The following is a 26,351-nucleotide window of genomic DNA, read 5'->3' on the forward strand; positions in this document are numbered from 1 at the left end:
TAACAAAACGGACCGTTCAGATAAAGAACAAACTCATTCCCCTGGGCGCAGCCCAGCACAGGGTGTGTTTTCAAAACCTCAACTGCACCTGCAACTGCACTGGCAACGTGCCTGTCAGCTGACCTTCGCTTTGGCTAGGGTTCAAGAGACAGGCCAATAATGGCCCCAACCGAGGTGAGCCCAATCTGCGACAACTCGCCGGGGGCAAAGGCCTCTGGCAAGGCGCCGCCCTCCATCCACAACCCATCAATCAGCGCATTGCAGGCGGTCGCCAATTGGTACAGCCGCGCGGGCTCGGTTTCGCGTTCCGCCTCTTCCAGCGCGGCCCGAATGAGGTTTTCCAGCCGGTCGCGAAACTGCACATAGGTTTTTGCGTGTGTCTCTTTCATCTGTGCATCATGCTGCACCTTGTTGAGAAACCCCGCCCACAGCGCAATCGAGCGCGGGTCCACCACAGGCGGCATCAAGGAGGACTGCACAAACACCCGCAGCTGATCCCGCGCGGAGCCTTTGACATCCGCCACAGGTGCAAAAGTCAGGTCGGTCATCTGCGTCATATGGTACTCGAAAGCCGCAGTGATCAGCTCCTCCTTGGAAGAAAAGTAATGCCTTATCAGCCCCTGCGTCACCTGTGCCCGGTCCGCGATGCCGCGCACGGTTGCCCCCTGGACGCCCTTTTCCGCAACCAGTTCCAACGTTGCTTCAATCAGAGTACGCTTGCGCTGCTGCGCACTTTCACGCGTAAATTTTCGGCGTTCGTCACTCATCTCTGTCTCCACAACCGCTCGGCCTAATTATACACTTGCATAACTACCACGATTACGCCTTACTACCGCAATACCCAAGGACGTCCAACCATGCCAACAGTTGCCACCGCTGAACAAGACACAGCCACCGACCCCTCCTCTGCCCAGAGCGCCTCCCTGGGTAAGGATGCTGTGCGTATCGAAGATCTACACAAATCATTTGGCACATTAAAGGTTCTCAAGGGCGTCTCCCTCACCGCGCGGCAGGGGGATGTTGTCGCCATCATTGGCGGCAGCGGCTCTGGCAAATCCACCATGCTGCGCTGTATCAATTTCCTGGAATCCCCCTCTGGCGGCAAGATCATCATCGACGGGGAAGAGGTGAAGATGCGCGCCGATGGCACCCCGGCTGACCGTCGCCAGATCGAACGTATCCGCACCCGGCTGGCCATGGTGTTTCAGTCCTTCAATCTCTGGACCCATCGCACCCTGCTGGAAAATGTCATCGAAGTGCCGGTTCATGTGCTGAAAATTCCACGCGCCGAGGCCATTGCCCAGGCGCGCGTCCTGCTGGCACGGGTTGGGCTGGCGGACAAGGAAGACGCCTTTCCGGCCTTTTTGTCTGGTGGCCAGCAGCAACGCGCCGCCATCGCGCGCGCCCTGGCTGTGGATCCATCTGTAATGCTGTTTGACGAACCAACCAGCGCCTTGGACCCGGAATTGGTGGGCGAAGTCCTGACCGTGATCCGCGACCTGGCCGCCGAAGGGCGCACCATGTTGCTGGTCACCCACGAGATGCGCTTTGCCCGCGAAGTCGCAGATCACGTTGTCTATCTGTATCAGGGACGTATTGAAGAGCAGGGTCCACCTGCCGAGGTCTTTGGCAATCCAAAATCGGAACGCCTGCAACAGTTCCTGAAATCCGTTTCATAATAAAACCAAAACCAAAATCCAAAACAGGGAGATCAAAAATGACACTCAAAACACTTCTGGCCACAGGCCTGACCCTCGCCACCCTGGCCACAGGCGCAGCCCAGGCCGAGCAAGTCAAAATCGGCATCGCCGCTGAGCCCTATCCTCCCTTTGCTTCGCTGGATTCCTCGGGCACATGGGTTGGCTGGGAAGTCGAAGTGATCGACGCGGTCTGCGCGGCGGCTGAACTGGATTGCGTGCTGACGCCCGTTGCCTGGGATGGCATTATCCCCTCTCTGACAGGCCAGCAGATCGACGCCATCATGGCCTCGATGTCGATCACCGAAGAGCGGCTGAAAACCATCGACTTCTCGGATGCCTATTACAACACCCCTGCGGTGATTGTGGCGGATAAATCGATGGATATCGCCCCCACCCCAGAAGGTCTGGAGGGCAAAATCCTGGGCATTCAGGCCTCGACCATTCACCAGGCCTATGCGCAGGAGCACTTTGCGGATGCTGAAATCCGGGTCTATCAGACCCAGGATGAAGCCAACCAGGATCTGTTTGCTGGTCGCATCGACGCCATCCAGGCCGACAGCATTGCCATGGCAGATTTTGTCGGTTCTGACGCCGGCGCTTGCTGCGAGATCAAAGGCGCCGTTGCAGATGATCCGGCCATCCTGGGACTTGGCGTTGGCGCAGGCCTGCGCAAAGGCGATGACGCCCTGCGTACTGCCCTCAATGCCGGCATCGCCAAGATCCTGGAAGATGGCACCCACGACAAAATCACTGCACGCTATTTCTCTGCCAGCATCTACTAAGGCAGTAGCGACGTGACGATGATCCTCGAATGGCTCGGTCTGGCTGAGAGCGCAGCACTGCTGTCGCTCTCGGCTCCCGGCTGGGGCAGCAACCTGTTGCGCGGTCTGGCAAATTCGCTGCAGATCGCCTTTGGTGCCTTTGGCATGGGGCTGATAATCGGGCTTTTCGGGGCCTATGGAAAACTCTATGGCGGGCCGATTCTGCGGGATCTGCTCGCCATTTATACCACCGTGATCCGGGCGGTTCCTGAACTGGTCCTGATCCTGATCCTCTATTATGTTGGTACCGATCTCATCAACAAACTGGCCTTGATGATGGGCTATGGCCGTGTCGAAATCAGCGGCGTTGTGGCTGGTATCTGGGTCCTGGGCATCGTCCAGGGCGCCTATGCTACCGAGATCCTGCGCGGCGCTATTCAGGCCGTCCCCACCGGCCAGATCGAAGCCGCCCGCGCCTATGGCATGCCGGCACTGATGACCATGCGCCGTGTGACCATTCCCGCAATGATGGCCTTTGCCACGCCGGGGCTGGCAAACCTGTGGCTGATTGCAACCAAGGACACCGCCCTATTGGCCGTTGTCGGCTTTAATGAGCTAACGCTGGAAACAAAACAGGCGGCGAGCAGCACACGGGCCTATTTCACCTTCTTCCTCGCTGCTGGCGGGCTGTACTTGCTGGTGACGCTCTGTTCTGGCGTGATCTTTGCCCGCATTGAGAAATGGGCCCGCCGGGGCCAGCCCTCGCTGAAGGAGGGCAGCCAATGAACGGTCTAAAATCCCTGATGCAGCCCCATCGCATTGTGCTGATGGCCCTTTTTGCCGGGTTGGTCCTGTGGTGTGCGCTGACGATGCGTTGGGACTGGATCCCCAAATACGCCCCCCTGGCCCTGGAGGGGTTGTGGACCACTCTTTGGATTCTGGTGGTCACCACGGTTCTGGGGTTCTTGCTTGCCATCCCGCTGGGGCTGGCACAGGCGATTGGGCCTTGGTATCTCTCCCTGCCCGCGCGGGTCTTTTGCACCGTCATTCGCGGCACCCCGCTCCTGCTGCAGATCTGGTTGCTCTACTATGGGCTTGGCTCGCTGTTTCCGCAGTTTCCCTGGATCCGCTCCAGCGAGCTGTGGCCCTATCTGCGCCAGGCCTGGCCCTATGCGGTTTTGGCGCTCACCCTGTCCTATGCTGGCTATGAGGGCGAAGTGATGCGCGGTGCCTTTTCTGGCGTCGCCAAGGGCCAGCTGGAGGCCGCCAAGAGCTTTGGCATGCCCCGTTTCACCATGTTCCGCCGTATCTGGCTGCCCCAGGCGATCCGCAACGTCCTGCCAACCCTGGGGGGCGAGACCATCCTGCAGCTGAAAGCCACCCCGCTGGTGGCCACCATCACCGTGGTCGAGATCTACGCCGTTTCTTCCAGGGTGCGCTCCGACACCTTTATTGTCTATGAGCCGCTGTTGCTGCTTGCCTTGGTCTATATGGTGATTGCCGGGCTGATTGGGCTGGCATTCAAACGATTTGAGAACCAGATCCCCTCTGGCCGCTAATACATCTGACAGCGGAGCCTCAACTGCCCCCCCCTGTCGTGGTCCTCTCTGATCTGAACCCAGCCAGACGCGCGACACGACAGATTTGAACGTAAAAGGCCCCGGTGACATCATCACCGGGGCTTTTCTTTTGTGTTCTAGAACCCGGAAAGCTAATAGCTTTGCGTTTTCTACTGCGCCTTAGCCGTTTTGACGGATGGTGGCGTTTGTCGGATCATAGGGGCTGTCGCATGTCACAACCGCATCCCAGAGTTTGTCCTGCAGTTTCACCTTCAGTTTGGTGCCCTCAACCGCCAGCTCTGGCGGCACATAGCCCATGCCAATCGACTTTTCAAAAGCCACCGAATAGCCGCCCGAGGTCAGGCGCCCAACGCGGGTTGCACCATCTTCGGTATACAGCGCCTCGCGGCCCCATGGATCAGCATCGTCAGGTCCGTCGATCAGCAGGGTGCAGCATTTCACCCGCACGCCCTTTTCGATCATCGCCTCTTTGCCGTGGAAATCTTTTTCCAGGTCGATAAAACGTGGCAGATCGGCCTCGGCTGGGGTAGCGTCGCGGCCCAGCTCGGTGCCAAAGGCGCGATAGCTCTTCTCCATCCGCAGCCAGTTTTGCGCCCGGGCGCCAACCAGCTTCATGCCGTGTTTCTCGCCTGCTTTTTCCAGCAGATCGAACAGGTAGTTCTGCATCTCGATCGGGTGGTGCAGCTCCCAGCCCAGCTCACCGGTGTAGGCCACACGGATCGCATTGACGGGGCACATGCCTAGTTCGATCTGACGCGCCGACAGCCAGGGGAAGCGCTTGTTGCTGAGCGCGGTTTCCGGATCGGCGTCGACGATGATCTCTTTCAGGATATCGCGCGACTTGGGTCCGGCGATGGCAAAGACGCCCCACTGGGTGGTGACATCCTGGATTTCGATATAGCCGAACTCCTCCATCTTGTCCTCAGCCGCCTTGCGCAGGAAGTCGGCGTCATATTCGGTCCAGGCACCGGCAGAGACCAGATAGTAGTTGTTCTCGCCGTTGCGCACGATGGTGTATTCGGTGCGGGTGGTGCCCGCCGAGGTCAGCGCATAGGTCAGGTTGATACGGCCAACCTTGGGCAGTTTGTTACAGGTGAACCAGTCGAGGAACTGAGTGGCACCGGGGCCCTTGACCACATGTTTGGTAAAGGCGGTTGCATCCACCAGACCAGCGGTTTCGCGGATCGCCTTGGCCTCTTCCACGGCATACTGCCACCAGCCACCACGGCGGAAGCTGCGGGCCTCGGCGTCGTTGAAGCCTGCAGGCGCGTAATAGTTGGGACGTTCCCAGCCATTGACCCAGCCAAACTGTGCGCCGCGCTCTTTCTGGCGGTCATAGGCTGGCGAGCAGCGCAGGCCACGGGCGGCAGCGCGTTCTTCGTCCGGGTGGTGCAGCACGTAGACGTGCTCGTAGCATTCTTCGTTCTTGCGGGCAGCAAATTCCGTGGTCAGCCAGTTGGAGGAATAGCGCTTGGGGTCGAGCGACGCCATGTCGATTTCGGCTTCGCCATCCACCATCATCTGCGCCAGATAGTAGCCGGTGCCGCCTGCGGCGGTGATGCCAAAGGAGAAGCCTTCGGCCAGCCACATGTTGCGCAGACCAGGTGCCGGACCCACCAGCGGGTTGCCATCAGGCGTGTAGCAGATCGGGCCGTTGAAGTCGTCTTTGAGGCCGGATTCGGCGCAGGAGGGAACGCGCTCTGCCATCGCCATATACTGTTCAGCGATCCGGTCCAGATCCAGCGGGAACAGGTCAGCACGGAAGCTGTCGGGTACGCCATGTTCAAAACGGGCGGGGGCGCCGTGCTCGTAGATGCCGAGGATCCAGCCGCCGCGCTCTTCGCGGGCATAGGATTCGTTGTCAGCGTCGCGCACAACCGGGTGCTCGGGATTGCCCGCTTCGCGCCATTTGACCAGCTCGGGGTCTTTGTCCATGACAATGAAAGTGTGCTCGACCGGGATCGCCGGCATCTTGATGCCCAGCATCTTGGCGGTGCGCTGTGCATGGTTGCCGGATGCGGTCACGACGTGTTCGGCGGTGATCACCACTTGCTCGTCGGAGGGAACCAGGTTGCCGCCCTTTTCCACCATTTTGGTGCAGGTGACTTCCCAATGGGTGCCGGTCCAGTGGAAGGCATCGGCTTGCAGTTTGCGCACGATATCAACACCGCGCTGACGCGCGCCCTTGGCCATCGCCTGGGTCACGTCGGCCGGGTTAATATAGCCATCTTCGGTGTGATAGATCGCGCCTTTCAGATCGCCGGTCTCAATGAGCGGCCAGCGCTCCTTGATCTGGTCGGGTGTGAGCCACTCATAATCCACATCGCAGGTTTCTGCGGTCGAGGCGTAGAGTTTGTATTCATCCATACGCTCTTCGGTTTGCGCCATGCGCAGGTTGCCAACAACGGCAAAACCGGCATTCAGGCCTGTCTCTTCCTCAAGCTGTTTGTAAAAATCAACCGAGTATTTGTGGATATGGGTTGTCGCATAGGACATGTTGAACAGCGGCAAAAGCCCCGCCGCATGCCAGGTCGAGCCCGAGGTCAACTCATCACGTTCGATCAGCATAACATCGTCCCAGCCGGCTTTGGCGAGGTGATAGGCAATAGAGGTCCCAACGGCGCCGCCGCCGACAACCAATGCTTTGACTTGGGTTTTCATGAGGCCGTTCTCCGGAACAAGTGACTCGGTTTCTGCATTGGTTATGCCCAACCCCCGTGAAACCGGTCTAAATCCATCCGACGCAAATATAGCCAAAACCGACCTTTTGACGCCTACAGCCACTGTTCCGTGCAATAGTCCCAGCCCAGCCCGGCCCTGCTGTCATGCAGGTCTGGACCTCAGGCGTCTGTATTATTGACAGTCCAGGGTGGTCCCTCGGCGGATGCAGACACTGGCAGGCGCCTGCTCCTGCGCCGCAACATCCGCGTCGGCCACATCCGCAGCGCCGGGAAAACGCGCGTCGATTGCAGAGCCCAGACCAGCGGCCTGTTGCCAAAGCCGATCCCGCTGACCTGCCGTTGCAATGCGATCAGCCGGCTCAGTCTCATAGCGCTTTTGCACGATGGCCGCGTAGTCTTTCATACTCAGCTCACCCGGCCCCAACCCGGCTTTCTGGCTTTGCATATTATAGTCCACCGCAACAACTGCCTGGATACTAAACACAAGTATTCCCAAGGTTTTTCGAATACTCATCTCCACGCTCCCAAACCTGAACCTCACTCACAAAAAGCAGTGTACAGGGGGAGTTGGTGGAAATTATGGCATTCCCAGGCCATGCCTCCAGAGAGCACGGTCTGGGAGCATAGCCTGGGGAAGTCTTGGACCTCAGCCCTTGTCAGCGAGGATTTTGCCGGGGTTGAGGATATCGTCCGGGTCAAGCGCTGCCTTGATCGCCGCCATATAGCGGGTGGCCGCCCCCAGCTCTTTTTGCAGATAGGGGCGTTTACCCTGACCAATGCCGTGTTCGCCGGTGCAGGTACCATCCAGCGAGATCGCCAGATCATTCAGCCAGCTGATAAATTCGTCAGCCTTTTGCCGCTCCTCTGCGTTTTCCATGTCCACCAAGACCAGGGAGTGGAAATTGCCATCGCCCACGTGGCCAACGATTGGCGCAACCAGCCCCAGGTCTTCGGCCTTTTGCTGGGTGGCCCCTACACATTCGGCCAGTTTTGAAATTGGCACGCAGACATCGGTGGAAATCCCCTTGGCACCGGGGCGGATCTGCATGCAGGCCCAATACATGTCATGGCGCGCTTGCCACAGCTTGTTGCGCTCCTCTGCGGAAGAGGTGGCCTCAATGTCAAAGCCGCCAAACTCATCCGCAATGGCGGCAAAGGTCTCGCTCTGCTCCAAAACGCCAGCATCCGAGCCGTGGAACTCCAGCAGTAGCAGCGGTGTTTCCGGCAAGGACAGCTTGGAATAGCTGTTGGCGGCGGCAACGCTCATCTCGTCGAGCAGCTCCATCCGGGCGATGGGAATGCCGTATTGAATGGTCATCATCACCGCGCGGCAGGCGTCATCCACGGTGCGGAACGAACAGCGAGCCGAGCGGATCGCCTCGGGGATGCCCTGCAGACGCAGGGTGATTTCAGTGATCAGGCCCAGGGTGCCTTCGGAGCCGACCATCAGCCGGGTCAGATCATAACCCGCCGAGGATTTTTTGGCCCTTTGAGCAGTACGGATCACTTCGCCATCCGCCATCACCACTTCCAGCGCCAGAACATTGTCCTTCATGGTGCCATAGCGCACCGCATTGGTGCCCGAGGCCCGGGTCGCGGCCATGCCACCAAGCGAGGCATTGGCACCGGGGTCAATCGGGAAGAACAGCCCCTGGTCGCGCAAAAACGTGTTCAGCTGTTCGCGGGTAACACCGGGCTGCACCACCACATCCAGGTCCTCAGCATGGACCGCCAGAATTTGATCCATTCGCATCATGTCGACACAGATGCCGCCAGCGGGGGCGTTGACATGCCCCTCAAGCGAGGTGCCGGTGCCAAAGGGAATGACCGGAACGCCATATTCGGCGCAGGTTTTGACAATGTCGGCAACCTCGGCGGTGGAGGTCGGAAAGATCACCGCATCAGGGGCCTGATTGGTGATCCAGGTGGTGGTATGGCCGTGCTGCTCGCGGATCGCCTGCCCGGTCTGCATCTGGTCACCAAATTGCTGTTTGAGCACGCCAATCGCAGCCTCAATCCCAGCTTCGTTGCGTGGCAATGCCGTCGCCTGCACCATGTCTCACTCCTCTTCCTTACCCCAATAGCGCCGGGCGCTATCTCTCTCGTTTCGTGTTGTCATGACAACACGCGCCTCTTATTGCGCAGAAAAAGGGCGCAGGCAACCATTGCCTGCGCCCCAATCTGTCCCGCTGTCTCAGCGGCATCAGGCTGCCAGAGCCAAACTCCCGAGGTAGCCCCACAGAGGCCCCCAAGGTCACTCGCCCAGCGCGATGCCTTCGCGGCGCGGGTCGGCGCCCCCCTTTAGGGTCTTGCCGATTTCAATGGCATGCAGGCCTGAGTTCAGATCGCGGATATTGACCTTATAGCCCATCTCGGTCAGGCGCGGCTCCAGGTCCACGGCAACGGTGTCGGCCTCCAGATCATAGGTGCCAAACCGGTTCACTGCATGTGGGAGGCTCAGCGCCTGCTGCACATCCATGCCCCAATCCGCCCAGGCGACAATGGCCGTTGCCACATAGCCAATGATGCGGCTGCCACCGGGCGATCCTATCGCCAGCACCGGTGCGCCCTCTTTCATCACAATTGTTGGCGCCATGGAGGAGCGTGGCCGTTTGCCCGGCTCCAGCCGATTGGCGATGGGAACGCCATCGCGGTGACTGCGAAAGGAGAAATCGGTCAGCTCATTGTTGAGCAGAAACCCATTGCTCATCAAGCGCGAGCCAAAGCCATTTTCAATGGTCGTGGTCATCGATAGTACGTTGCCATATTGATCGACAATCACCAGATGTGAGGTCGACGGAAACTCGATCGAGGCATCATCCGCCCAACGCGGTGCCAGCCCCGCATGATCAAACTCCGGCTTGCCCGGCGCCACCTCCGCGAGGGCCGCATCGCCCGCCAGCAGCTCGCCCCGACTGGCCAGATAATCAGGATCCACCAGCCCCTTGGCTGGAACCGGCACATAGTCGCTATCGGCCATGTAACGGCCACGATCCGCAAAGGCGAGCCGCGAGGCATCGCCAATTAGTCGCCAGGATTGTGGGTCTTCAGCCCCCAGTGCTGCCAGATCATAGCCGCCCAACATGCCCAGGATTTGCCCCACGGTCAGCGCCCCCGACGAGGGCGGCCCCATGCCGCAGACCTCAAAGGCGCGGTAGCTGGCGCAGCTCGCGGGACGCTCCTTCACCTGATACAGCGCCAGATCCATTGCCGACAGGACACCGGGGTTGCCCTCGGCCTGCTGCACGGTGCGCACAATATCGGCTGCAATAGGTCCGGTATAAAACCCTTCGGCGCCCTCAGCCGCGAGGCGGCGCAGCACATCCGCATAGGCGGTATTGGTCAGGATGTCCCCGGCTGCCAAAGGCGTGCCGCCAGGCAGGAAATAGTCGGCCGTGGCGGGGAAACGCCCCAGCCGGTCCGCGTCACGCGCGATCGACCCTGCCATACGCGGCGAGACTTCAAATCCCTCTTCAGCCAAAGAAATACCCGCCGCAAACAGCGAGCCCCAGTTGGCGCGCCCCCATTTGCGATGCGCCGCCTCCAGCAAGGCCGGGGTGCCGGGGGTGCCCACAGATCGCCCGCCCACAACCGCGTCAAAAAACTTTAGCGGCTCGCCCGCCGCGTCCTGGAACAGTCGAGGCGTTGCCGCCAAAGGCGCTGTTTCGCGCCCGTCCAGCGTGGTGATCTCGCCGGACTTGGCGTCATACCAGACCAGAAAGGCACCGCCCCCCAGCCCCGAGGACTGCGGCTCGACCAGCCCCAGCACGGTCTGCACCGCTACCATCGCATCCGCAGCGGTGCCGCCCTGACGCAAAATGGCAGCGCCGGCTTCAACCGCATGGGGATTGGCGGCTGCGATCATCCAGGTCTGCGCCTCAACCGGTGCCCCCGCTGCCTTGCTGGCAAGCGAGGCGGCAACCGCGTCTGAAATCGCCGTGACTGAGCCAGAACTGGCTCCTTCAGGGGCAACCGCATCCGCCGCCTCCTGCGCGACAGCCCCGACGGAAGACAGGGTTAGGCCCGACAACGATAGGCCCGACAAAGCTAGGCAGGTCAGTAGAACAGATTTCATGGAACGCCCTCACAACTGAAAGATACAGGTGCGCCTTACAACATGGCAGGCACCACCTGGTCGGGGGGCCGGTGCCCATCCTCGAAGGTTTTGATATTCAATAGGACTTTTTCTCCCATCTCAATCCGGCCCTCCAGAGTTGCAGACCCCATATGCGGCAGGAGTACCACATTTGGCAATTCACGCAACCTGGGATTGATACTGGTGCCCTTCTCGTAGACATCCAAACCGGCACCGGCAATCTCATTGCTGCGCAGCATCCGGGTCAGGGCGTGTTCGTCGATCACCTCCCCGCGTGAGGTATTCACCACCACCGCCGAGGGTTTCATCAGTTTCAGCCGCCGGGCGTTCAGCAGGTGGAAGGTCGAAGGCGTCGAAGGACAATTGACCGAGATCACATCCATGCGCGCCACCATCTGGTCGAGGCTTTCCCAATAGGTGGCTTCAAGATCGGACTCGATTTCGGGGCGCAGGCGACGACGGTTGTGATAATGGATCTGCATGCCAAAGGCGCGGGCGCGACGCGCCACGGCCTGACCAATCTGACCCATCCCCAGAATGCCCAGACGCCGCCCCGCCAGACGCCCGCCAAGCATCGCAGTTGGCGCCCAGCCCTGCCAGTCGCCCTTTTGCATCACAGCCAGCCCTTCCGGGATACGGCGCACAACAGCCATGATCAAAGCCATTGCCATATCGGCAGTGTCATCGGTCAGGACACCCGGTGTATTGGACACCAGAATGCCGCGCTGGCGGGCGGTGGCCACATCAATGTGATCCACCCCGGCACCGTAGTTTGCAATCAGTTTCAGTTTATCACCGGCCTGCCCCAACAGGGCGGCATCAATGGTATCCGTAACCGTTGGCACCAGCACATCCGCCGCTTTCATCGCGGCGGCCAGCTCCTGACGGCTCATCGGTGTATCATCGCCGCGCAACTGAACATCAAACAGCTCGCTCAGCCGAGTTTCCACCGGCTCTGGCAACCGTCGCGTTACGACAACACTCAGACGTTCTCTTGCCACTTTTGCTCTCCCCTGGCTTTTCATTTCATCTGCCTTGATGGCATGGTGGCGCAGGACGGAACCGGGCACAAGAACCGATCCGCCAGAACCGGAACAAGTGACGCAGCTTTTTGCCTTTTTCAGGCGGGAAAACCTGCAAGATTTCGGACCAACGATATGGCAGGCTTAACCACGAGCAGAAGTGAGCAGGCAGTGATTAAAACATTTTTGCATCGGCGCAGCCTATTGGCGGCGCTCTGTGTGGCGTTGGGCTGTGGCCCACTGGCTTCCATGGCTGCGGCCTCTGAACGCGGCCCAGTGACCAACCTGCCGCTGCCGCGCTATGTCTCGATGAAGGCCTCCGAGGGCAATGTGCGCCGCGGCCCCTCCCTGACCCACCGCATTGACTGGGTGTTCAAACGCCGCGGCATGCCGCTGGAGATCACCGCCGAGTTTGGCCATTGGCGCCGCGTGCGCGATCAGGATGGCGCCGGAGGCTGGGTCCATTACGCCCTACTGTCCGGAGCCCGAACGGTGCTGATCCAGGAAGACATGCTGACCCTGCACGCCAAGGCCAATGAACAGGCACCGGTCACTGCAGCACTGGAATACGGGGTTGTGGCACGGCTGGGCAAATGCGCGCCGGCCTGGTGCGAAGTCTCGGTTGGCGGTTTCGACGGCTGGGCCCCCAAAAGCAAGCTGTGGGGCGTGATGCCGGAAGAAATCCGCGACTAGTTCTGCCGCCAGCCCCCCCCCACCTGCCTTAGCTTCGCCGTCCAGCCTGCCTTCGCCGCGCCCCACCGATCCACCCCATTGGCCACCCAACTGGCGGCTTAGGCGGGGTCGGACACCGGGCGAATGCTCAGCTGGGTGCCACCCAGAGCCCGAAAGCTTTTTTGACGACAGGTAAAGACCAGAATCTGCATCTCATCCGCCTGCAGGGTCAGCGCGTCAAAGATCTTCTCGATGCGGGCATCATCTGTGTAGACAATTGCATCGTCCAGAATGATCGGAGCCGGTTGGCCTTTGCGCGCCAAAAGCCGGGCAAAGGCCAAGCGCACCAAAAGGGCAATCTGTTCCTGGGTGCCGCCGGACAGGCTGTCAAAGTCCTCTTCCTGGCCGGCCCGCATCAGCTGATCCGGCAGGACCTGCCCGGCATCCAGCCCCAGACGCGCCTCGGGCCAGAGCAGCCGCAACAGCGGTTGCAGCTCTTGCAGCACCGGTCCGATATAGGCCTCTTGCGCGGCGCTGCGTGCCTGTTCCAGCGCCTGATCAAGCCGCCGCAGCACGGCGACCTCAAACTCCACCGCCGCCAGCCGGTTTTGCGCCGCACTGAGCTGATCGCGCACCTCGGCCAATTCCTCCTCAACGGCCATGCCTGCCGTTGTGGCAATGCGACTGTCCAGGACCGCAAGATCGCGCAGATGCGCCTGGATAGCCTCGCGGGTCGCGGCCTGTTCGGATTTTGCCCGCGCGGCGCGTGCGCGCGCCGGGGCCAGGTCTGGCGCATCCTGCTGCAAGGCCTGATACTGGGCCTGTTGTGCCGCCAGATCCTGCTGCAGTTCCGCCTGACGCTGCCGCAACTCCGCCAGCCGCTCCGCAGTGTCGCTTTGTCCCGCCAACGCGGCATCGGCGCGTTCCAGCCGTTGCTGCGCCGCCTGATGGCTAACGCGGGCGCCTTCCAGATCCAACCGGTGACGGGCTTCGCTTTGGCGCGCCTGGTCAAGCGCGACAGCCGACGCGTCCATTTCTGCACGCTGCACAACAAGCCTGGCTTCCAGCTGGTCCAGATCCTCTTCCTCAGGCTCATTTGCAGGCGCGCCCGCCTCAGCTGGGGGCGTCTCCACCGGCAAAGCATCAAGGCGCTGCATCAGCGCCATCACCCCTTCGGGTGCCAGAACCAGTAGCTGGCCTTCAGCCTCTTCCAGTCGGATGCGGGCTTCTTGACGGGTCTGATGGGCCGCGCGGGCCTGGGTGATGCTGTCGCACTGCACCACCTCCAAGGCCGCTGCAAGCGCCCGCTGCGCCTGATCCAGTTGATCCCGCCCAGCGCCATCACCCGGGTGCAGCTCAATACGACCCAGACCGGGCGCCACCAGGCTGCCCCCCTCTGGCAGGGGTATGCGGCTACCGCCAGCCAGCGGCGCACCATCCAGCGTCAAGCGCCCCTCCTGCCCCGGCTCATAGGTGACGGTAAGGGCAAAGGCCCCCAGCTGCTGCGCCTGCGCCGCCAGGGCCAGGGTGTCGCGGGCGGTCTCGATCCGCTCCATCGCAGCCTTGTCGGGACCATGCTCCATCTGCGCCTTCAGCGCTGCGACCTGCTGCATGACACTGCGGACCTGCTTCAGCGTCTTTTGCAAGGCGCGGCGCTGGTCTGCGGCCTGCTCCAGACGCGCGGCCCGTTGCATCTGCGCCAACCGCGCCTCCAGCGCCTGTGTTTTCGCCTTGGCTGTTGCCAAAACCTGCTCCGCCTGCGCTGCCTCGGCATGGGCCGGATCCAGAACTTCGCAAATCTGTTTCAGGGTTTCCGCCGCCGCGCTCAGGGCTTGCTCTGCCTCGGCACGGTCTTTGCGGCGCGCCAGAAACCCGGCCAAGGCGCTGTTGTGATTGTCCAGCACCAAGGTGGCGGTGCGCAGCGCCTGCTCCGCGACGGTCAGTTTTTCCTGATATTGCTCAGCGGCTTGCAGCTCTTGCTGGGATTGGCGCAGACGCGCCTCCAACGATTGTTGTGTTTCGGGGTCTTGCAGATCCGTCAGCGCGCGGCGCAGATCCTGACGTTGGTCAAGCTGATCGCGCAGTTCCCGCACCTTGTCGGCGAGCTCTTCTTCGCGCGCTGCTAAGGTCGCCACCTCATGCATCGCCTGGTCCAGCGCGCCGCCCTTTTTGGCCCCACGCGAGGTCACCAGACGATCCAGGGACTGGCGCACATCGCGCCGGATCGCATCCATGCGCTGACCGCCAGTGATACTGTCCACCTCCCCCGCGACCGACGACATCAAATCCTGCCGCGCCGCCAGGGTTTCCTTTGCGTCGGCAAAATTGGTCAGCCCCTGACGCACCCAAAGCAACCCGGAGGGACCGCCCTCTTTGGGGGATTTGATCAGGCTTTGCAGCCAGGCCTCTGCCGCATCCGATTGGAGATACAGGTGATCACCCTGCCAGATCCGCAGATCGCCCTTGCCCGAGGCCTTTTGAAACTGCTTGGCCAGGCGATAACAGCTGCCGTCCCGTTCAATCTCCACCTCGACCCGAGGTTCGCCCCCAGCGCGCGGCGCCAAGGCACGAATGTCCTTGTCCCAGGATTTGGCATCTTTGAAAAAGACCGCATGCAGCGCGTCAAAGATGGTCGATTTCCCCTGTTCATTGGGGGCGGCCAACACATTAAGCCCCGTCCCAATGCCGGTGATTTCAACCGGGTCGGTAAAGCGGCGAACATTTTCCAAACGAATAGCGCGGATCTTCATGCGTTGCGCTCCCCGGTCGCGTCACCGTCCTGGGCATAGGCAAACAAACGGTTCAAAGCCGCCGAAGCGATGTCACGCGCGCTCTGGGACTCGCTTGTGTCCTCGGCCGAGCGCATCAGATCTTCGGCAGCCGCCCGCAACGCCCCATTGGTGGCAATCAGATCCAGATCAGACAGCTGGTATTCGCTGCGCAGCCCTGATGTTTCCAGGGTGAAATGACAGAACTCAGGGGCGACCTGTGCCACCGCCTGCTCCAGGGCCAGGCGCTGCGGTGCAGTGACCCAGCCCTCGGCCTTGAGCCGCAACAGATGTAGGCGCCACTGGGCCCGGTTGGCAGGCAACAGCGCCTGCAGTTCTGCCGCAACATCGCTCGCCGGGGTGAGGGGCAAAGCCTGTTCCTGCCAGTGATAAGCGCCGACCTCCAGGGCAGTGATATCCGGCGGTTGGCCTGCCGCGGTCAGCTCGACCAACAGGCACTGGCCCCGCCCGGCGTGTTTGAACCGGTCGGCCTCTGGCGTGCCGCTGTAACGGCTGCGATCATTCAGGGTAAAGGCACCGTGCCAGTCGCCCAGCGCCAGATAATCCAATCTGGCAGAGCTGGCACGATTGGGCGAAATCACCTCACCGCCGGCCTCATCACTGCCAAAGTTCAGCACCCCGCCATGGGCCAGACCAATGCGCAAATCCCCCGCCGGGGTGTCGCAGCCATCCATCCAGGCGGTCAGGTCCTGCCCGGCAAAGCGATGACGACAGGGCGCGGGTAACAGATGCACCCCAGGCGCCATTTTCACCGGCTCAGGCTGCATCAAAAGATGTGTGTTTGCCGCAGCATGCTGCGCCATCCCGGCCCACAGCGTTTCCGCAGCCGCGCTGTCGTGGTTGCCTGGAATGATCCACCAGTGCAGATCCGGCGCCGCCCCCATTGCCGCCAGGGCCTGGCGCTGCACTCGTTCTGAGGGCGTTTCGGTGTCAAACATATCCCCCGCGATCAGGACATGCTGTACCCCCTGTTCCTGCGCCAGAGCGGCGAGAGTGGCGAGTGTCTGCTGACGCGCCTGCTGCAAATCCGCCCGCACCTCTTCCGGCATTTGGCCAAACCGTTTGCCCAGATGCAGGTCTGAGGTGTGTAGAAAGCGAAAGGCGGGCATTCGGGCTCCGGGTCAGGGGATCAGGCGGTCTATACTTGGATGGTCAGTCATTTGGCCCCGCCATGAGTGGCAGAGCAACAGCAAAGGGTCAACGCGACGGCTGGGAATGATCCGAGAAAGGTCACAAAAATATGGGAAAATTCAGGCGATTGACACGCGGCGGCCTCTGCGGCAAAAATGTCCAACATTTTAGAAAATCGGGTCCAGATGATATTTGGTTCAAGACAAAACGAGGATGAAACGGTGGTGGCGATGCTGGCCTCGGTGCTGCGCCGCGACATCTCCTTTGGCCTGCTCAGACCGGATGAAAAGCTCAAGCTGAACGACCTGCGGCAACGCTATGGCGGCTCTAATCATTCGATGCGCGAAACCCTGCGGCTGCTCAGCGCCGAAGGCCTGGTGGCAGCCACCGCCCAGCGCGGGTTCCGCGTCACCTCGGCCACCGAGGCAGATCTGCAGGACATTCTGTTCATGCGCATCCAGGTTGAAAAGATGGCATTGGAGAAATCGCTGGCGCTGGGGGATGTCGCCTGGGAGGGTCGCGTTCTGGCAGCCCATCACGCCATGCGCCACTGCGAATCTGTTGTGCAAAGCGATCTCAGCGATCTGGCTGCCCTGGAGTGGGACAATGCCTGCCGGGCGTTTTTCTACAGCCTCTGCGAGGCCTCGGGCTCTCCCCGGCTGCTGGACACGCAACAAAAATTCTACGACCAGTCCCGCCGCTTTCGGCTGGCGCTGCTGCGCGAAGGGCGGCTGGATTTTCCAGATCGCGCCACGCAGCATCAAGCACTGCTCACCGCAGTATTAAGCCGCGACAGCGCCACAGCGCTTAGCCGGTTGGAGAGACTCATCACCACAGAAATACAGGCCTGAGGGATAAAAGGATCAGGCCAACACTGTTCACTAGGGAGGAACGATCATGACCACATTTACCCGCCGCAAGGCATTGGCACTACTGGGTGGCAGCGCCGCTGCTGCTGGACTGGCAAGCCCAGCCTTGGCCTCAAACCGCAAAATCACCGTGGGCGCGCTGCGCTTTACCAGCCATTCCGGCAGCTTCATCGGCTTTGAGCGCGGCTATTTTGCCGCCGCGGGCCTGGATGTGGAGTTCAAGTTCTTCCAGGCCGCAACCCCAATGGCTGTAGCCATTGCCTCCGGCGATGTGGACTACGCAGTAACCGCGATGTCTGGTGGTCTGGTGTCTCTGGCCGACAAGGGTGCGGTCAAGGTGATCGGCGGCGCCCTGTCCGAAGAAGTCGGCATCGACGGCCAGAAGTTCCTGGTCTCTGACGCCGCCTACCAGGCCGGTGTGACCAGCCCGGCACAGCTGGCGGGCAAAAGCTACGGCATCACCTCGGCGGGATCCTCTTTCCACTACATGGGCTCCAAAATGGCCCAGGCCGAAGGCATCGAGCTGAAGTTCAAGCCGTTGCAAAAAGTCGGAGCCATCATCGGCGCGCTGAAATCCGGCCAGATCGACGCCTGGTCCATCGTGCCACATCTGGCCAAACCACTGGCTGGCTCTGGCAAGGTGCATATCATTGGCAATGTGTCGGACTACCTGCCAAATTATCAGGTGACCACGGTCTTTACCTCGGCCAAAAACGCTTCGGGCGAGCAGCAGATGACGCGCGATTTCCTGGCCGGCTATTCCAAAGGTGTGAGCGACTATAACAGCACCATGATCGACAAGGCCCATGGCGACGCCGGTGTTGAAGAGCTGGTCGACCTGATCCACAAATATGTCTATGCGGATCGCCCACGTGAAAAGGCGGCCAAGTCGATCATCAATGGCACCATGCGCCTGAATGAGGGCGCAGCGATGAACACCGCCTCGCTGCAGGACCAGCTGAGCTGGTTCCAATCCGAAGGTCTGGTGGATCAGAGCATCAGCCTGGATACCGTGATTGACCCAAGCTACGTGCAGACACTCGGCTAAAGCCAGCTGCGCACTTTTTCTCGGGGCGGGATGTGATCTCGCCCCGTCTCTTGTTTCCCCCTTTTCCGGAGCGCTCCCGCATGGATATTCGCCTCTCTGGCGTCAGCCATTCCTATGATGATTTTGAGGTGCTGCGCGATATCTCGCTGGACATCCCCTCGGGCAAGATTGTCTGCATCGTTGGCCCCTCTGGCTGCGGCAAGTCCACGCTGTTGCGCTTTATAGGCGGGTTGGAACAGCCCACCCGGGGCGAGGTGCTGCAAATTGGCGCTGCGCCCAAAGATTGCCTCAACCCGCTCACCTATATTTTTCAGGATTTTGCCCTGCTGCCCTGGCGCTCGGTGCGGGGTAATATCTCTTTGGTGCTGGAGGATCACGGCATTCGCGGTGCCCGCGCCGAGGCGATCATTGCCGATGTGCTGGCCCGCACCAAGCTGAGCGAGTTCCACAAGGCCCTGCCCAAGCAGCTGTCGGGGGGGATGAAACAGCGGGTGGCGATTGCCCGTGCCCTGGCGGTGAACCCGGCGGTGATGCTGATGGATGAGCCGCTTTCGGCGCTGGATAGTCAGACCCGCGAATTGCTGATGGATGATCTGGTCAGCCTCTGGACCCGGACGCCGTTTACGGCAGTCTATGTCACCCATAACCTGGCCGAAGCCGTGCGGCTGGGCCACTCCATCGTGGTGATGTCGCGCCGCCCTGGCGAGATCCGCGAAGTGGTGCATCTGGATACCCCGCTGGATCAACGTCACTATGGGGACAGCGCTTTGGAAGAAAAACAAAAATACCTTTGGCAATTGATGCGCGAAGAGGCCCGTGCGGCAGATGCGGAGCTGGTTCATGTCTGATCTGAAACCCAACACAGCCGCCGATACCACCGAAACTCAACCCTCTCAGGGCCAAGCCCGCCAGGTCACCTTTCGTGGTGGAGGCTTTGCCCCGGCCAGCCATCGCTGGATCGGTGTCTTGGTCTTTGTCTTGCTGCTGGCGCTTGCGGAACTTGGCACCCGTCAGGGCTGGATTTCACCACTGACCCTGCCGCTGCCCAGTGACGTGCTCAAAACCTTTGGCGAGCTCTATGCGTCTGGGCTGTTGTGGGCACATATGAGTGTATCTTTGACCCGGCTGTTTATCGGTGCCTTGCTTGGCGCCAGCCTGGGCGTTGCGACCGGCGTGTTGATCGGGCTGTTTTCCTATGTTCGCGCCGGATTGGTGCCGCTGACGGCTGCGCTGTTCCCCATCCCCAAGATCGCGCTTTTACCGCTGTTTGTGATCTGGTTTGGCATTGATGAGGGCTCAAAATACGCGCTGATCGCCTTTGGCACCTTTACCCCCACGGTGGTGGCTACCTATGGCGCGGTGGACAATGTTGATCGCAGCCTGATCCGCATGGGCCAAAGCTTCAACCTGTCCTGGTTCTCGATCGTGCGCAAGATTGTGCTGCCTGGGGCCATGCCCGGTATCCTGTCCGGGCTCCGCATCAGCCTGGCCATTGCCATCATCCTGCTGGTTGCAGCCGAGATGCTGGGCGCGGAATACGGCATCGGCGCCTATATCCTGGAGGCCGGATCGCTCTATGATCTGGAACGCCTGTTTGCCGGCGTCACCATCCTGTCGCTGCTGGGGGTCACGCTGAGCGCCACCATCGGGTTTATTGAACGCCGGGTATTGGGCTGGCGCCAATAGCCCCCCTTTACTGGCAGGGGGCTTGAACGGGTGGTTTGCCGGGAAAAATCTGACTGGGTGCTTTTGGGGGCGGCTCAGGGGACTTGCAGGGGCAGCTCTGGCTGACTCTGGGGCGGCTGCTTGTGTGGTTAGTATCTGGCAGCGTCCCAGCCCAGACCCGGCCCAGACCTGCGTTTTTGCGGCGGCATGGCTCCACCCACTGGCAGATACTGTTTGAGGATTCCGGCGCGGTGGGCAAAGACCTGCACATCACTAAAAGGCATCCCATCAAGGCGGGCATCTGCAATGCGCTGCGCCAGCTGGTCGCGATCTGCGTCCAACTCGGCGATCCGAAGCGCCAGGGCCTCGGTGTCGCCACGGGAAACCAGCGCCCCCCCGCCCTGCCCCGAAATCAGATCCCGTGCATAGGCGCCTTCATAGCCCAAAATTGGCGTGCCGCAGGTCAGGGCCTCGATCAGGCAGCGCGGCGATTCAGGTGTTTTATGGCAAAACACAAAGAGATCAGCCTGCCGCAGCGCCTGTAACACAGCACTGCGATCCTCGATAAATCCTGGGAAATCAACACAGTTGGTCAATCCCGCCCGCTGGATCCGCCCCTTCATCTGCGGTAGCGCCGCGCCATCGCCAAGCCAGGTTGCGTGGAAACCCACCCCGAGAACATTGAGCCGCTCCAGTACCGTGGTCCAGTCGATCGGCCCCTTCATGGCCTCGGCGCGACCGGTGTAGATCAGCCGCAGCGGTCGTTTTCTCCCAACATCCGTGATCTTTGCCGCCAAGGCACTGTCGCTGATGTGATCTTCCTCAGCGATGTGAATATCATGGACCAGCTGTGGGTTTCGGCACAGCCCGTGATAGGCTTCAAAGGTTTCAGCCCCATGGAACAGGCCCAGATCGGCCCGCTGGATCACAGCCTTTTCAAGCCAGGCCATGGGCCGGTGATACAACCGCCCCCGCAAGCGACTGCGCCAGGTTGTCTGGTCCAGCGCCTTGTCGCTTGGACGCTCCAGCGATTGCCGCATGACTTCGGATTCCACCCGATCCGTCCAGACCCCAAAGGGCCGCTGCAACTGATGCGCGGCCAGGCAGGACACCGCCCCCCAATCGCCAAACAACCCACCGATGGCAAAGCTCAGGTAATCTGCTTTTGCGATCAACCTGCGTATCCGCTTTAATGCCCGCGGCAGGGCCCGTAGAAACTGGTCCGGGCGATAGGCCATGGGGAAGGGTTCGATGCTGACTCGCGACAGCTCTTGCTGATAGCAGTGCACAGGCACCCATCCCGCTGGAGGCGCAACCGCGCTGACCGGCATCATCACCGTGATCAGATCAAAGTGCCGCGCCCAGAGCTGCAGCCCGTTGACCGCCTGCCGTTCAATAAAAAGAGACCCCTCAAAGAGATACAGCGGCACTGGGGCATAAAGTAAAAGGCTGGTTTGTGGCGCGGTTCTGGGCATCGCTGTCGTCCTTGTCAGGGGAGATCAAACTGGCTCCTTGCCGACAAGGTTAACTAAAATTTTCCTAAAATTCACATGGCGCCTAAGCGGAGCCAGCGCGCTCAAAAGAACCAGCGCACTCACCAAAAGGCGAAGAAAGATAGCCAAAAGTGCGCGAAAAAGCAGCGCCGCGTCAATCTGACGAGCCAGAATCTGCATCCTAATGATTGCACCGCCCGCGCTCCTGCTCTACATGAGGGCCTAAATGGCCCTGGCCGGAAACCAATTTCGACATATGGTCCGTTCAGTCGCATACATGAAATGTAGCGCTGCTACATTATAGTCACCAAAGCTTCCGTTATCGCTGAAAGGTTGAGAAACATGACAGAAAATTCAAACCCCGACATTCTGTATACCATCGTAGACGAAGCTCCAGAGCTGGCCTCGGCATCCTTTCTGCCGATCATCCGCAAGTTCGCCGCTGCCGCCGATGTCAGTGTTGGCACCAAAGACATTTCCCTGGCTGGGCGCATCCTCTCTGCCTTCCCAGAAAACCTGAGCCCCGAACAGCGTCAGACCGACGATCTGGCAGAACTGGGTGAGCTGGTCAAAACGCCAGACGCAAATGTCATCAAACTGCCAAATATCTCGGCCTCTGTGCCGCAGCTGGTCGCCGCCATCGAAGAATTGCAGGCCCAGGGCTATGACATTCCCTCCTACCCCGAAGAGCCCACAACAGATGCCGAAAAAGACGCCCGCGCGCGCTATGACGGCCTGAAAGGCTCTGCGGTGAACCCGGTTCTGCGGGAAGGCAACTCAGACCGCCGCGCGGCTCGCGCCGTTAAGAACTACGCCCAGAACAACCCACATTCGATGGGCGCGTGGACTGGCGACAGCAAAACCAAGGTCTCGTCCATGGCGGAGGGTGATTTCTACGCCAATGAAAAAGCCGCCACCATCACAGCGGCGCAGGCCGGTGACGCCAAGATCGAATTTGTCGGCACCGATGGCACGGTTACCGTGCTGAAAGACGGCTGGTCGCTTGAGGCCGGTACCGTTGCAGATGCCACATTCATGTCGGCTGCTGCCCTGTCGAGCTTCCTGGCAGAGGCCATTGCCGACACCAAGGCAGACGGCACCATGTTTTCGCTGCACCTGAAGGCCACCATGATGAAGGTCTCTGACCCGATCATTTTTGGTCACGCGGTCAAAGCCTGGCTGGCGCCGGTGTTCGACAAGTTCGGTGCCGAGCTGGAGGCCTTGGGAGTCAATGCCAACTCTGGCATGGGTGATCTGCTGGACCGTGTTGCCGACAACGCCGACATCATGGCCGCAATTGAGGCCGTCACCGCTGAGCGCCCCGCCATGTATATGGTGGACAGCGACAAGGGCATTACCAACCTGCACGTGCCTTCGGATGTGATCATCGACGCCTCGATGCCTGCGGTGATCCGCGCTGGCGGCAAGGGCTGGGATGCAGCAGGCAACAAGGGCGACACCAACTGCGTCATTCCTGATCGTTGCTATGCCACCATCTATGATGAGACCATCAACTTTTTCAAAGCCAATGGCGCGCTGGACGTGACTACGGCGGGGTCCGTCGCCAACGTTGGTCTGATGGCACAAAAAGCCGAAGAATACGGCAGCCACCCCACCACATTTGAAGCCCCTGCTGCGGGCACCATCCGTGTGGTTCTGGCCAATGGCGAAACCCTGCACGCCCATAGCGTCGAGGCCGGCGACATCTGGCGTGCCTGCACCGCCAAACAGGCACCGATTGAAAACTGGATTGAACTGGCTCTGGATCGCCAGCGTCTGACCGGTTCCGAAGCCATATTCTGGCTTGACGAAAACCGTGCCCATGACGCCGAACTGATCAAATATGTCAAACCCGCGCTGGAAGCTGCAGGCAAGGCGGATCTGTTCCAGATCATGGCCCCACGGGAAGCAACAGCCCAGTCGCTGAAGACCATCACCGCAGGCAAGGACAGCATCGCCATCACCGGCAACGTGCTGCGCGACTATCTGACCGATTTGTTCCCGATCCTGGAACTGGGCACCTCGGCCAAGATGTTGTCGATCGTGAAACTGATGCAAGGTGGCGGTTTGTTTGAAACCGGTGCCGGTGGCTCGGCGCCCAAGCACGTGCAGCAGCTGGTTGAGCAAAACCACCTGCGCTGGGACTCGATGGGGGAATTCTGCGCCCTGGGTGAAAGCCTGAAGTTCCTGGCAGACAGCAAGGACAACGCCAAAGCCGGTGTGCTGGGGGCTGCCGCTGAGGTGGCAACCCAAGGCATTCTGGACAACAACAAGTCGCCTTCGCGCAAGGTGGGCGAACCTGACAACCGCGACAGCCACTACTGGTTTGCCCGCTACTGGGCTGAGGCCCTGGCAGCACAGGGTGACGACGCAGACCTGGCCGCAGAATTTGCCCCCATTGCCAAGGCGCTGGCCGATGGCGAAGAGGCCATTCTGGCGGAATTGGCGACGGCACAGGGCCCGGCCGCGGATATTGGCGGCTATTTCCACCCCTCTGCGGAGCTGAAAGCCAAGGTCATGCGCCCCTCGGGAACGCTGAATGCCATTATCGGCTAAGCGGCTCAGCCCCTTTAGGACAAACAAAAGAGCGCCCGGCAGATTTGCCGGGCGCTTTGTTTTTGCGAGGTTTGATCTGGGGGCTCTGCCCCCGCGTCCCTGCGGGACGCTCCCCCGAGGTATTTAGGGAAAGATGAAAGCCACAGCCCTAGAGCTTGTCAGAAGTCCTGCCACATGTCCTTGGCTGCATTGCCGTCAGTGCTGACACTGATTGGTGCAGCAGCCGAGGTCGCGGCTTCAAGGTCCCAGTCGTCCTCTCCATGCGCCGAGGGCGCTACGGTTGCTGCCATCGGGGCAGCGGCTGTTGGCATCTGCACAACAGGGGCGCTGCCATCTAACTTAAAGATCGCAACCAGTTCGGCCAGTTTCGAGGAATCTGCATTGAGCATGTGCCCGGCAGCAGTCGCCTCTTCAACCATGGCGGCGTTTTGCTGGGTCACCTGGTCCAGCTGGGTCACCCCGGTGTTGATCTCGTTCAGGCCAGTCGATTGCTCAACAGCACCTTCGGCAATGCCGGAAACCAGCTTGGAGATGTGGCTAACCTGACCCACGATGCTGTCCAGCGCTTCGCCAGCCTTGCCAACCAGATCCACCCCACGGGCAACCTGTTTCGAGCTGTCACCGATCAGGGTTTTGATTTCCATTGCAGCATCCGAAGAGCGTTGCGCCAGAGCACGAACTTCCGAGGCGACAACCGCAAAGCCTTTGCCAGCTTCGCCGGCCCGGGCCGCTTCGACCCCGGCATTGAGAGCAAGCAGGTTGGTCTGGAAGGCGATGTCGTCAATCACCGAGATAATCTGGCCGATGTGGTTCGAGCTCTGTTCGATTTCGGTCATCGCGGACACCGCGCTTTGCACCACTTCGCCACTGATTTCGGCTTCTTTCTTGGCCGCTTCCATGGTGGCCTCAACGCTGCTGGCACCTTCGGCGGCAGATCTCACGCTTGCGGTCAGCTCGTCGAGCGCTGCAGCGGTCTCTTCCAGAGTTGCCGCCTGGCTTTCGGTACGGTGCGACAGATCATCAGAGGCCTGGCTGATTTCAGCCGCGCCATTGCGGATGGAGCTGGTGGCTTCGACCATGCGCGACATTGTTCCGCTCAGCGTTTCAATCGTCTGGTTAAAGTCACGACGCAACTGGCCATAATCCTGTGGGAAATCGCTGCCGATTTTGACTGTCAGGTCCCCCTGCGACAGCTTGGACAGGCTGCCACTCAGAATGGAGACAACCTCGGCCTGTTCAGCTTCGCGTTCTTGCTGTTTGCTTTCCAGCTCTTTCTGGCGGATCAGGGACTGCTTGAGAACTTCCAAGCTGCGCGCCATGTCGCCAATTTCGCTTTTGTTTTTTGTGGCAGGGACATCCGTATCAGTGTCACCATCAGCCATTGAGTGCATCCGATTTTTCAACGCATTCACTGGCGCTGTAACACTACGGGTGATCACTGTGGCCCCAAGGCTAAGAATGGCGAGGCTGATGGCCAAGGCACCGATGGCAGTCCAGCGAACGATATTTAGTTCTGCATCAATATCAGCCACATAGGCGCCTGTGCCGATGCCCCAGCCCCAAGGGGTGAAGGCTTTGACGTAGCCCATTTTTGCTTCCTGAATTTCAGAATCCGGCTTGTTGAAGTGGTAGATCACCGGGCCGGAGCCTGTCGTCTCGATGACCCTGTTGAACTCTTCAAAAACCCTAAGACCATTCACATCTTCAAAGCCTGACTGATCTTCCCCAATCAATTGTGGGGCGACTGGATGTGCAACCATGGTGTTGTTTTGATTAAAGGCAAAGAAGTAGCCTGCGGTGCCAAAACGCAGCAGTTCGACCTGCTCTTTCCCTAGCGCCTGCGCCTCTTCCAATGTCAGGTCCCCAGCCTGAACTTTTGCGTCCAGATCAGCCAGGGCGCTGATAACGGTGCCGACCAAATTGTCGAGCTCCTTCTCTCGCATCTCATAGGCATTTTCCACCGTGCGAGACAGCAAAACAAAGGTCAAAACCGCGGCCAATCCCACCGCCAACGCGGTTAGGGCGTATATCCGTATGGGCAATCGGAACAAAAGCTGGGGCATCTTGGAATAGTCCTCTAAATCTAACGCTTATTCCCTGCCTATGTGACGCATCCTAATATTCTGTTATGGCCGCCTGTATTGCTTAATACTTCTCCAAAAAAACTAGCCAATATTCGACTTAATTCCCAAAGGTGACGCTCAAAGGAAAGTAAAATATCACACAAGCAACCTGTGGGATAATGAAACTTTGCTTGGGCAAGGCTCCTCTCGGCCCCTGGTAGCCCC

The 26,351-nt window shown here is 60.2% G+C and carries 20 protein-coding genes; 10 read left to right on the top strand and 10 right to left on the bottom strand.

All coding sequences use genetic code 11. From position 1 onward, the window contains the following. Positions 1–134 precede the first annotated feature (134 nt). A complete protein-coding gene (locus N1037_16570) occupies positions 135–767 on the bottom strand; it encodes a TetR family transcriptional regulator C-terminal domain-containing protein (GenBank protein UWS78864.1) in 633 nt (210 codons plus the stop codon). Positions 768–857: 90 nt separating this feature from the next. Between N1037_16570 and N1037_16575 the strand changes: the two genes are divergently transcribed. Genes N1037_16575 through N1037_16590 form a run of 4 tightly spaced genes read left to right on the top strand, consistent with a single transcriptional unit; the run spans position 858 to position 4,020 of the window. After that, on the top strand, positions 858–1,679 hold the full coding sequence (locus N1037_16575) for an ATP-binding cassette domain-containing protein (protein UWS78865.1): 822 nt from the start codon (positions 858–860) through the stop codon (positions 1,677–1,679). Positions 1,680–1,717: 38 nt separating this feature from the next. Then, entirely contained in the window at positions 1,718–2,482 is a 765-nt protein-coding gene (locus N1037_16580) for a transporter substrate-binding domain-containing protein (GenBank protein ID UWS78866.1), read from the top strand. Positions 2,483–2,494: 12 nt separating this feature from the next. Then, on the top strand, positions 2,495–3,247 hold the full coding sequence (locus tag N1037_16585; GenBank protein UWS78867.1) for an ABC transporter permease subunit: 753 nt from the start codon (positions 2,495–2,497) through the stop codon (positions 3,245–3,247). Continuing rightward, the gene (locus N1037_16590) at positions 3,244–4,020 is read left to right on the top strand and encodes an ABC transporter permease (GenBank protein UWS78868.1); all 777 of its coding nucleotides are present in this window, start codon (positions 3,244–3,246) and stop codon (positions 4,018–4,020) included. Before N1037_16585 ends, N1037_16590 begins: the two co-directional genes overlap by 4 nt. A 180-nt stretch (positions 4,021–4,200) precedes the next feature. Here the strand turns inward: N1037_16590 and N1037_16595 are convergent, their stop codons facing one another. From N1037_16595 to N1037_16615, 5 genes are all read right to left on the bottom strand, one after another. Further along, on the bottom strand, positions 4,201–6,702 hold the full coding sequence (locus tag N1037_16595) for an FAD-dependent oxidoreductase (protein UWS78869.1): 2,502 nt from the start codon (positions 6,700–6,702) through the stop codon (positions 4,201–4,203). Between the two features lie 192 nt (positions 6,703–6,894). Beyond that, on the bottom strand, positions 6,895–7,236 hold the full coding sequence (locus tag N1037_16600) for a hypothetical protein (GenBank protein UWS78870.1): 342 nt from the start codon (positions 7,234–7,236) through the stop codon (positions 6,895–6,897). Between the two features lie 132 nt (positions 7,237–7,368). Continuing rightward, on the bottom strand, positions 7,369–8,778 hold the full coding sequence (locus tag N1037_16605; protein ID UWS78871.1) for an FAD-binding protein: 1,410 nt from the start codon (positions 8,776–8,778) through the stop codon (positions 7,369–7,371). 198 nt (positions 8,779–8,976) lie between these two features. Then, on the bottom strand, positions 8,977–10,797 hold the full coding sequence (ggt, locus tag N1037_16610; GenBank protein ID UWS78872.1) for a gamma-glutamyltransferase: 1,821 nt from the start codon (positions 10,795–10,797) through the stop codon (positions 8,977–8,979). Positions 10,798–10,832: 35 nt separating this feature from the next. After that, positions 10,833–11,819 (bottom strand): D-glycerate dehydrogenase, encoded by a 987-nt coding sequence (locus tag N1037_16615; GenBank protein UWS78873.1) that lies wholly within the window; start codon positions 11,817–11,819, stop codon positions 10,833–10,835. Positions 11,820–12,089: 270 nt separating this feature from the next. Between N1037_16615 and N1037_16620 the strand changes: the two genes are divergently transcribed. Beyond that, entirely contained in the window at positions 12,090–12,533 is a 444-nt protein-coding gene (locus tag N1037_16620) for an SH3 domain-containing protein (protein ID UWS81384.1), read from the top strand. A 98-nt stretch (positions 12,534–12,631) separates the two neighbouring features. Here N1037_16620 and N1037_16625 read toward each other — a convergent pair whose 3' ends face one another. Both N1037_16625 and N1037_16630 read right to left on the bottom strand, forming a co-directional pair. Further along, on the bottom strand, positions 12,632–15,262 hold the full coding sequence (locus N1037_16625; protein ID UWS78874.1) for an AAA family ATPase: 2,631 nt from the start codon (positions 15,260–15,262) through the stop codon (positions 12,632–12,634). Further along, positions 15,259–16,410: a DNA repair exonuclease gene (locus N1037_16630; GenBank protein UWS78875.1), complete on the bottom strand. Its 1,152-nt coding sequence runs from the start codon at positions 16,408–16,410 to the stop codon at positions 15,259–15,261. Before N1037_16630 ends, N1037_16625 begins: the two co-directional genes overlap by 4 nt. 207 nt (positions 16,411–16,617) lie before the next feature. Here N1037_16630 and N1037_16635 point away from each other — a divergent pair, with 207 nt between their 5' ends. The 4 genes from N1037_16635 to N1037_16650 all read left to right on the top strand — a co-directional run bounded on the left by N1037_16635 (position 16,618) and on the right by N1037_16650 (position 20,035). Continuing rightward, complete coding sequence (locus N1037_16635; GenBank protein UWS78876.1) at positions 16,618–17,283, top strand: FCD domain-containing protein; 666 nt, start codon at positions 16,618–16,620, stop codon at positions 17,281–17,283. A 46-nt stretch (positions 17,284–17,329) separates the two neighbouring features. Beyond that, positions 17,330–18,349: an ABC transporter substrate-binding protein gene (locus N1037_16640; GenBank protein UWS78877.1), complete on the top strand. Its 1,020-nt coding sequence runs from the start codon at positions 17,330–17,332 to the stop codon at positions 18,347–18,349. A gap of 80 nt (positions 18,350–18,429) precedes the next feature. Further along, complete coding sequence (locus tag N1037_16645) at positions 18,430–19,197, top strand: ABC transporter ATP-binding protein (protein UWS78878.1); 768 nt, start codon at positions 18,430–18,432, stop codon at positions 19,195–19,197. Beyond that, on the top strand, positions 19,190–20,035 hold the full coding sequence (locus N1037_16650; protein UWS78879.1) for an ABC transporter permease: 846 nt from the start codon (positions 19,190–19,192) through the stop codon (positions 20,033–20,035). Before N1037_16645 ends, N1037_16650 begins: the two co-directional genes overlap by 8 nt. A 128-nt stretch (positions 20,036–20,163) precedes the next feature. Here the strand turns inward: N1037_16650 and N1037_16655 are convergent, their stop codons facing one another. Then, positions 20,164–21,489, bottom strand: a complete 1,326-nt coding sequence (locus N1037_16655) for a glycosyltransferase (protein UWS78880.1) — start codon at positions 21,487–21,489, stop codon at positions 20,164–20,166. Positions 21,490–21,849: 360 nt separating this feature from the next. Here N1037_16655 and N1037_16660 point away from each other — a divergent pair, with 360 nt between their 5' ends. After that, complete coding sequence (locus tag N1037_16660) at positions 21,850–24,063, top strand: NADP-dependent isocitrate dehydrogenase (protein ID UWS78881.1); 2,214 nt, start codon at positions 21,850–21,852, stop codon at positions 24,061–24,063. Positions 24,064–24,221: 158 nt separating this feature from the next. Here the strand turns inward: N1037_16660 and N1037_16665 are convergent, their stop codons facing one another. Next, the gene (locus N1037_16665; protein UWS78882.1) at positions 24,222–26,126 is read right to left on the bottom strand and encodes a methyl-accepting chemotaxis protein; all 1,905 of its coding nucleotides are present in this window, start codon (positions 26,124–26,126) and stop codon (positions 24,222–24,224) included. Between the last annotated feature and the right edge of the window lie 225 nt (positions 26,127–26,351).

Source organism: Phaeobacter sp. G2 (assembly GCA_025163595.1).
In the GTDB taxonomy this organism is placed as follows: domain Bacteria; phylum Pseudomonadota; class Alphaproteobacteria; order Rhodobacterales; family Rhodobacteraceae; genus Pseudophaeobacter.

Excerpts from the sequence above, each read along its gene's own strand:
- N1037_16570 (UWS78864.1), bottom strand. The coding sequence starts at position 767 with ATGAGTGACGAACGCCGAAAATTTACGCGTGAAAGTGCGCAGCAGCGC.
- N1037_16575 (UWS78865.1), top strand. The coding sequence starts at position 858 with ATGCCAACAGTTGCCACCGCTGAACAAGACACAGCCACCGACCCCTCC.
- N1037_16580 (UWS78866.1), top strand. The coding sequence starts at position 1,718 with ATGACACTCAAAACACTTCTGGCCACAGGCCTGACCCTCGCCACCCTG.
- N1037_16590 (UWS78868.1), top strand. The coding sequence starts at position 3,244 with ATGAACGGTCTAAAATCCCTGATGCAGCCCCATCGCATTGTGCTGATG.
- N1037_16595 (UWS78869.1), bottom strand. The coding sequence starts at position 6,702 with ATGAAAACCCAAGTCAAAGCATTGGTTGTCGGCGGCGGCGCCGTTGGG.
- N1037_16600 (UWS78870.1), bottom strand. The coding sequence starts at position 7,236 with ATGAGTATTCGAAAAACCTTGGGAATACTTGTGTTTAGTATCCAGGCA.
- N1037_16605 (UWS78871.1), bottom strand. The coding sequence starts at position 8,778 with ATGGTGCAGGCGACGGCATTGCCACGCAACGAAGCTGGGATTGAGGCT.
- ggt (UWS78872.1), bottom strand. The coding sequence starts at position 10,797 with ATGAAATCTGTTCTACTGACCTGCCTAGCTTTGTCGGGCCTATCGTTG.
- N1037_16620 (UWS81384.1), top strand. The coding sequence starts at position 12,090 with ATGGCTGCGGCCTCTGAACGCGGCCCAGTGACCAACCTGCCGCTGCCG.
- N1037_16625 (UWS78874.1), bottom strand. The coding sequence starts at position 15,262 with ATGAAGATCCGCGCTATTCGTTTGGAAAATGTTCGCCGCTTTACCGAC.
- N1037_16630 (UWS78875.1), bottom strand. The coding sequence starts at position 16,410 with ATGCCCGCCTTTCGCTTTCTACACACCTCAGACCTGCATCTGGGCAAA.
- N1037_16635 (UWS78876.1), top strand. The coding sequence starts at position 16,618 with ATGATATTTGGTTCAAGACAAAACGAGGATGAAACGGTGGTGGCGATG.
- N1037_16640 (UWS78877.1), top strand. The coding sequence starts at position 17,330 with ATGACCACATTTACCCGCCGCAAGGCATTGGCACTACTGGGTGGCAGC.
- N1037_16645 (UWS78878.1), top strand. The coding sequence starts at position 18,430 with ATGGATATTCGCCTCTCTGGCGTCAGCCATTCCTATGATGATTTTGAG.
- N1037_16650 (UWS78879.1), top strand. The coding sequence starts at position 19,190 with ATGTCTGATCTGAAACCCAACACAGCCGCCGATACCACCGAAACTCAA.
- N1037_16655 (UWS78880.1), bottom strand. The coding sequence starts at position 21,489 with ATGCCCAGAACCGCGCCACAAACCAGCCTTTTACTTTATGCCCCAGTG.
- N1037_16660 (UWS78881.1), top strand. The coding sequence starts at position 21,850 with ATGACAGAAAATTCAAACCCCGACATTCTGTATACCATCGTAGACGAA.
- N1037_16665 (UWS78882.1), bottom strand. The coding sequence starts at position 26,126 with ATGCCCCAGCTTTTGTTCCGATTGCCCATACGGATATACGCCCTAACC.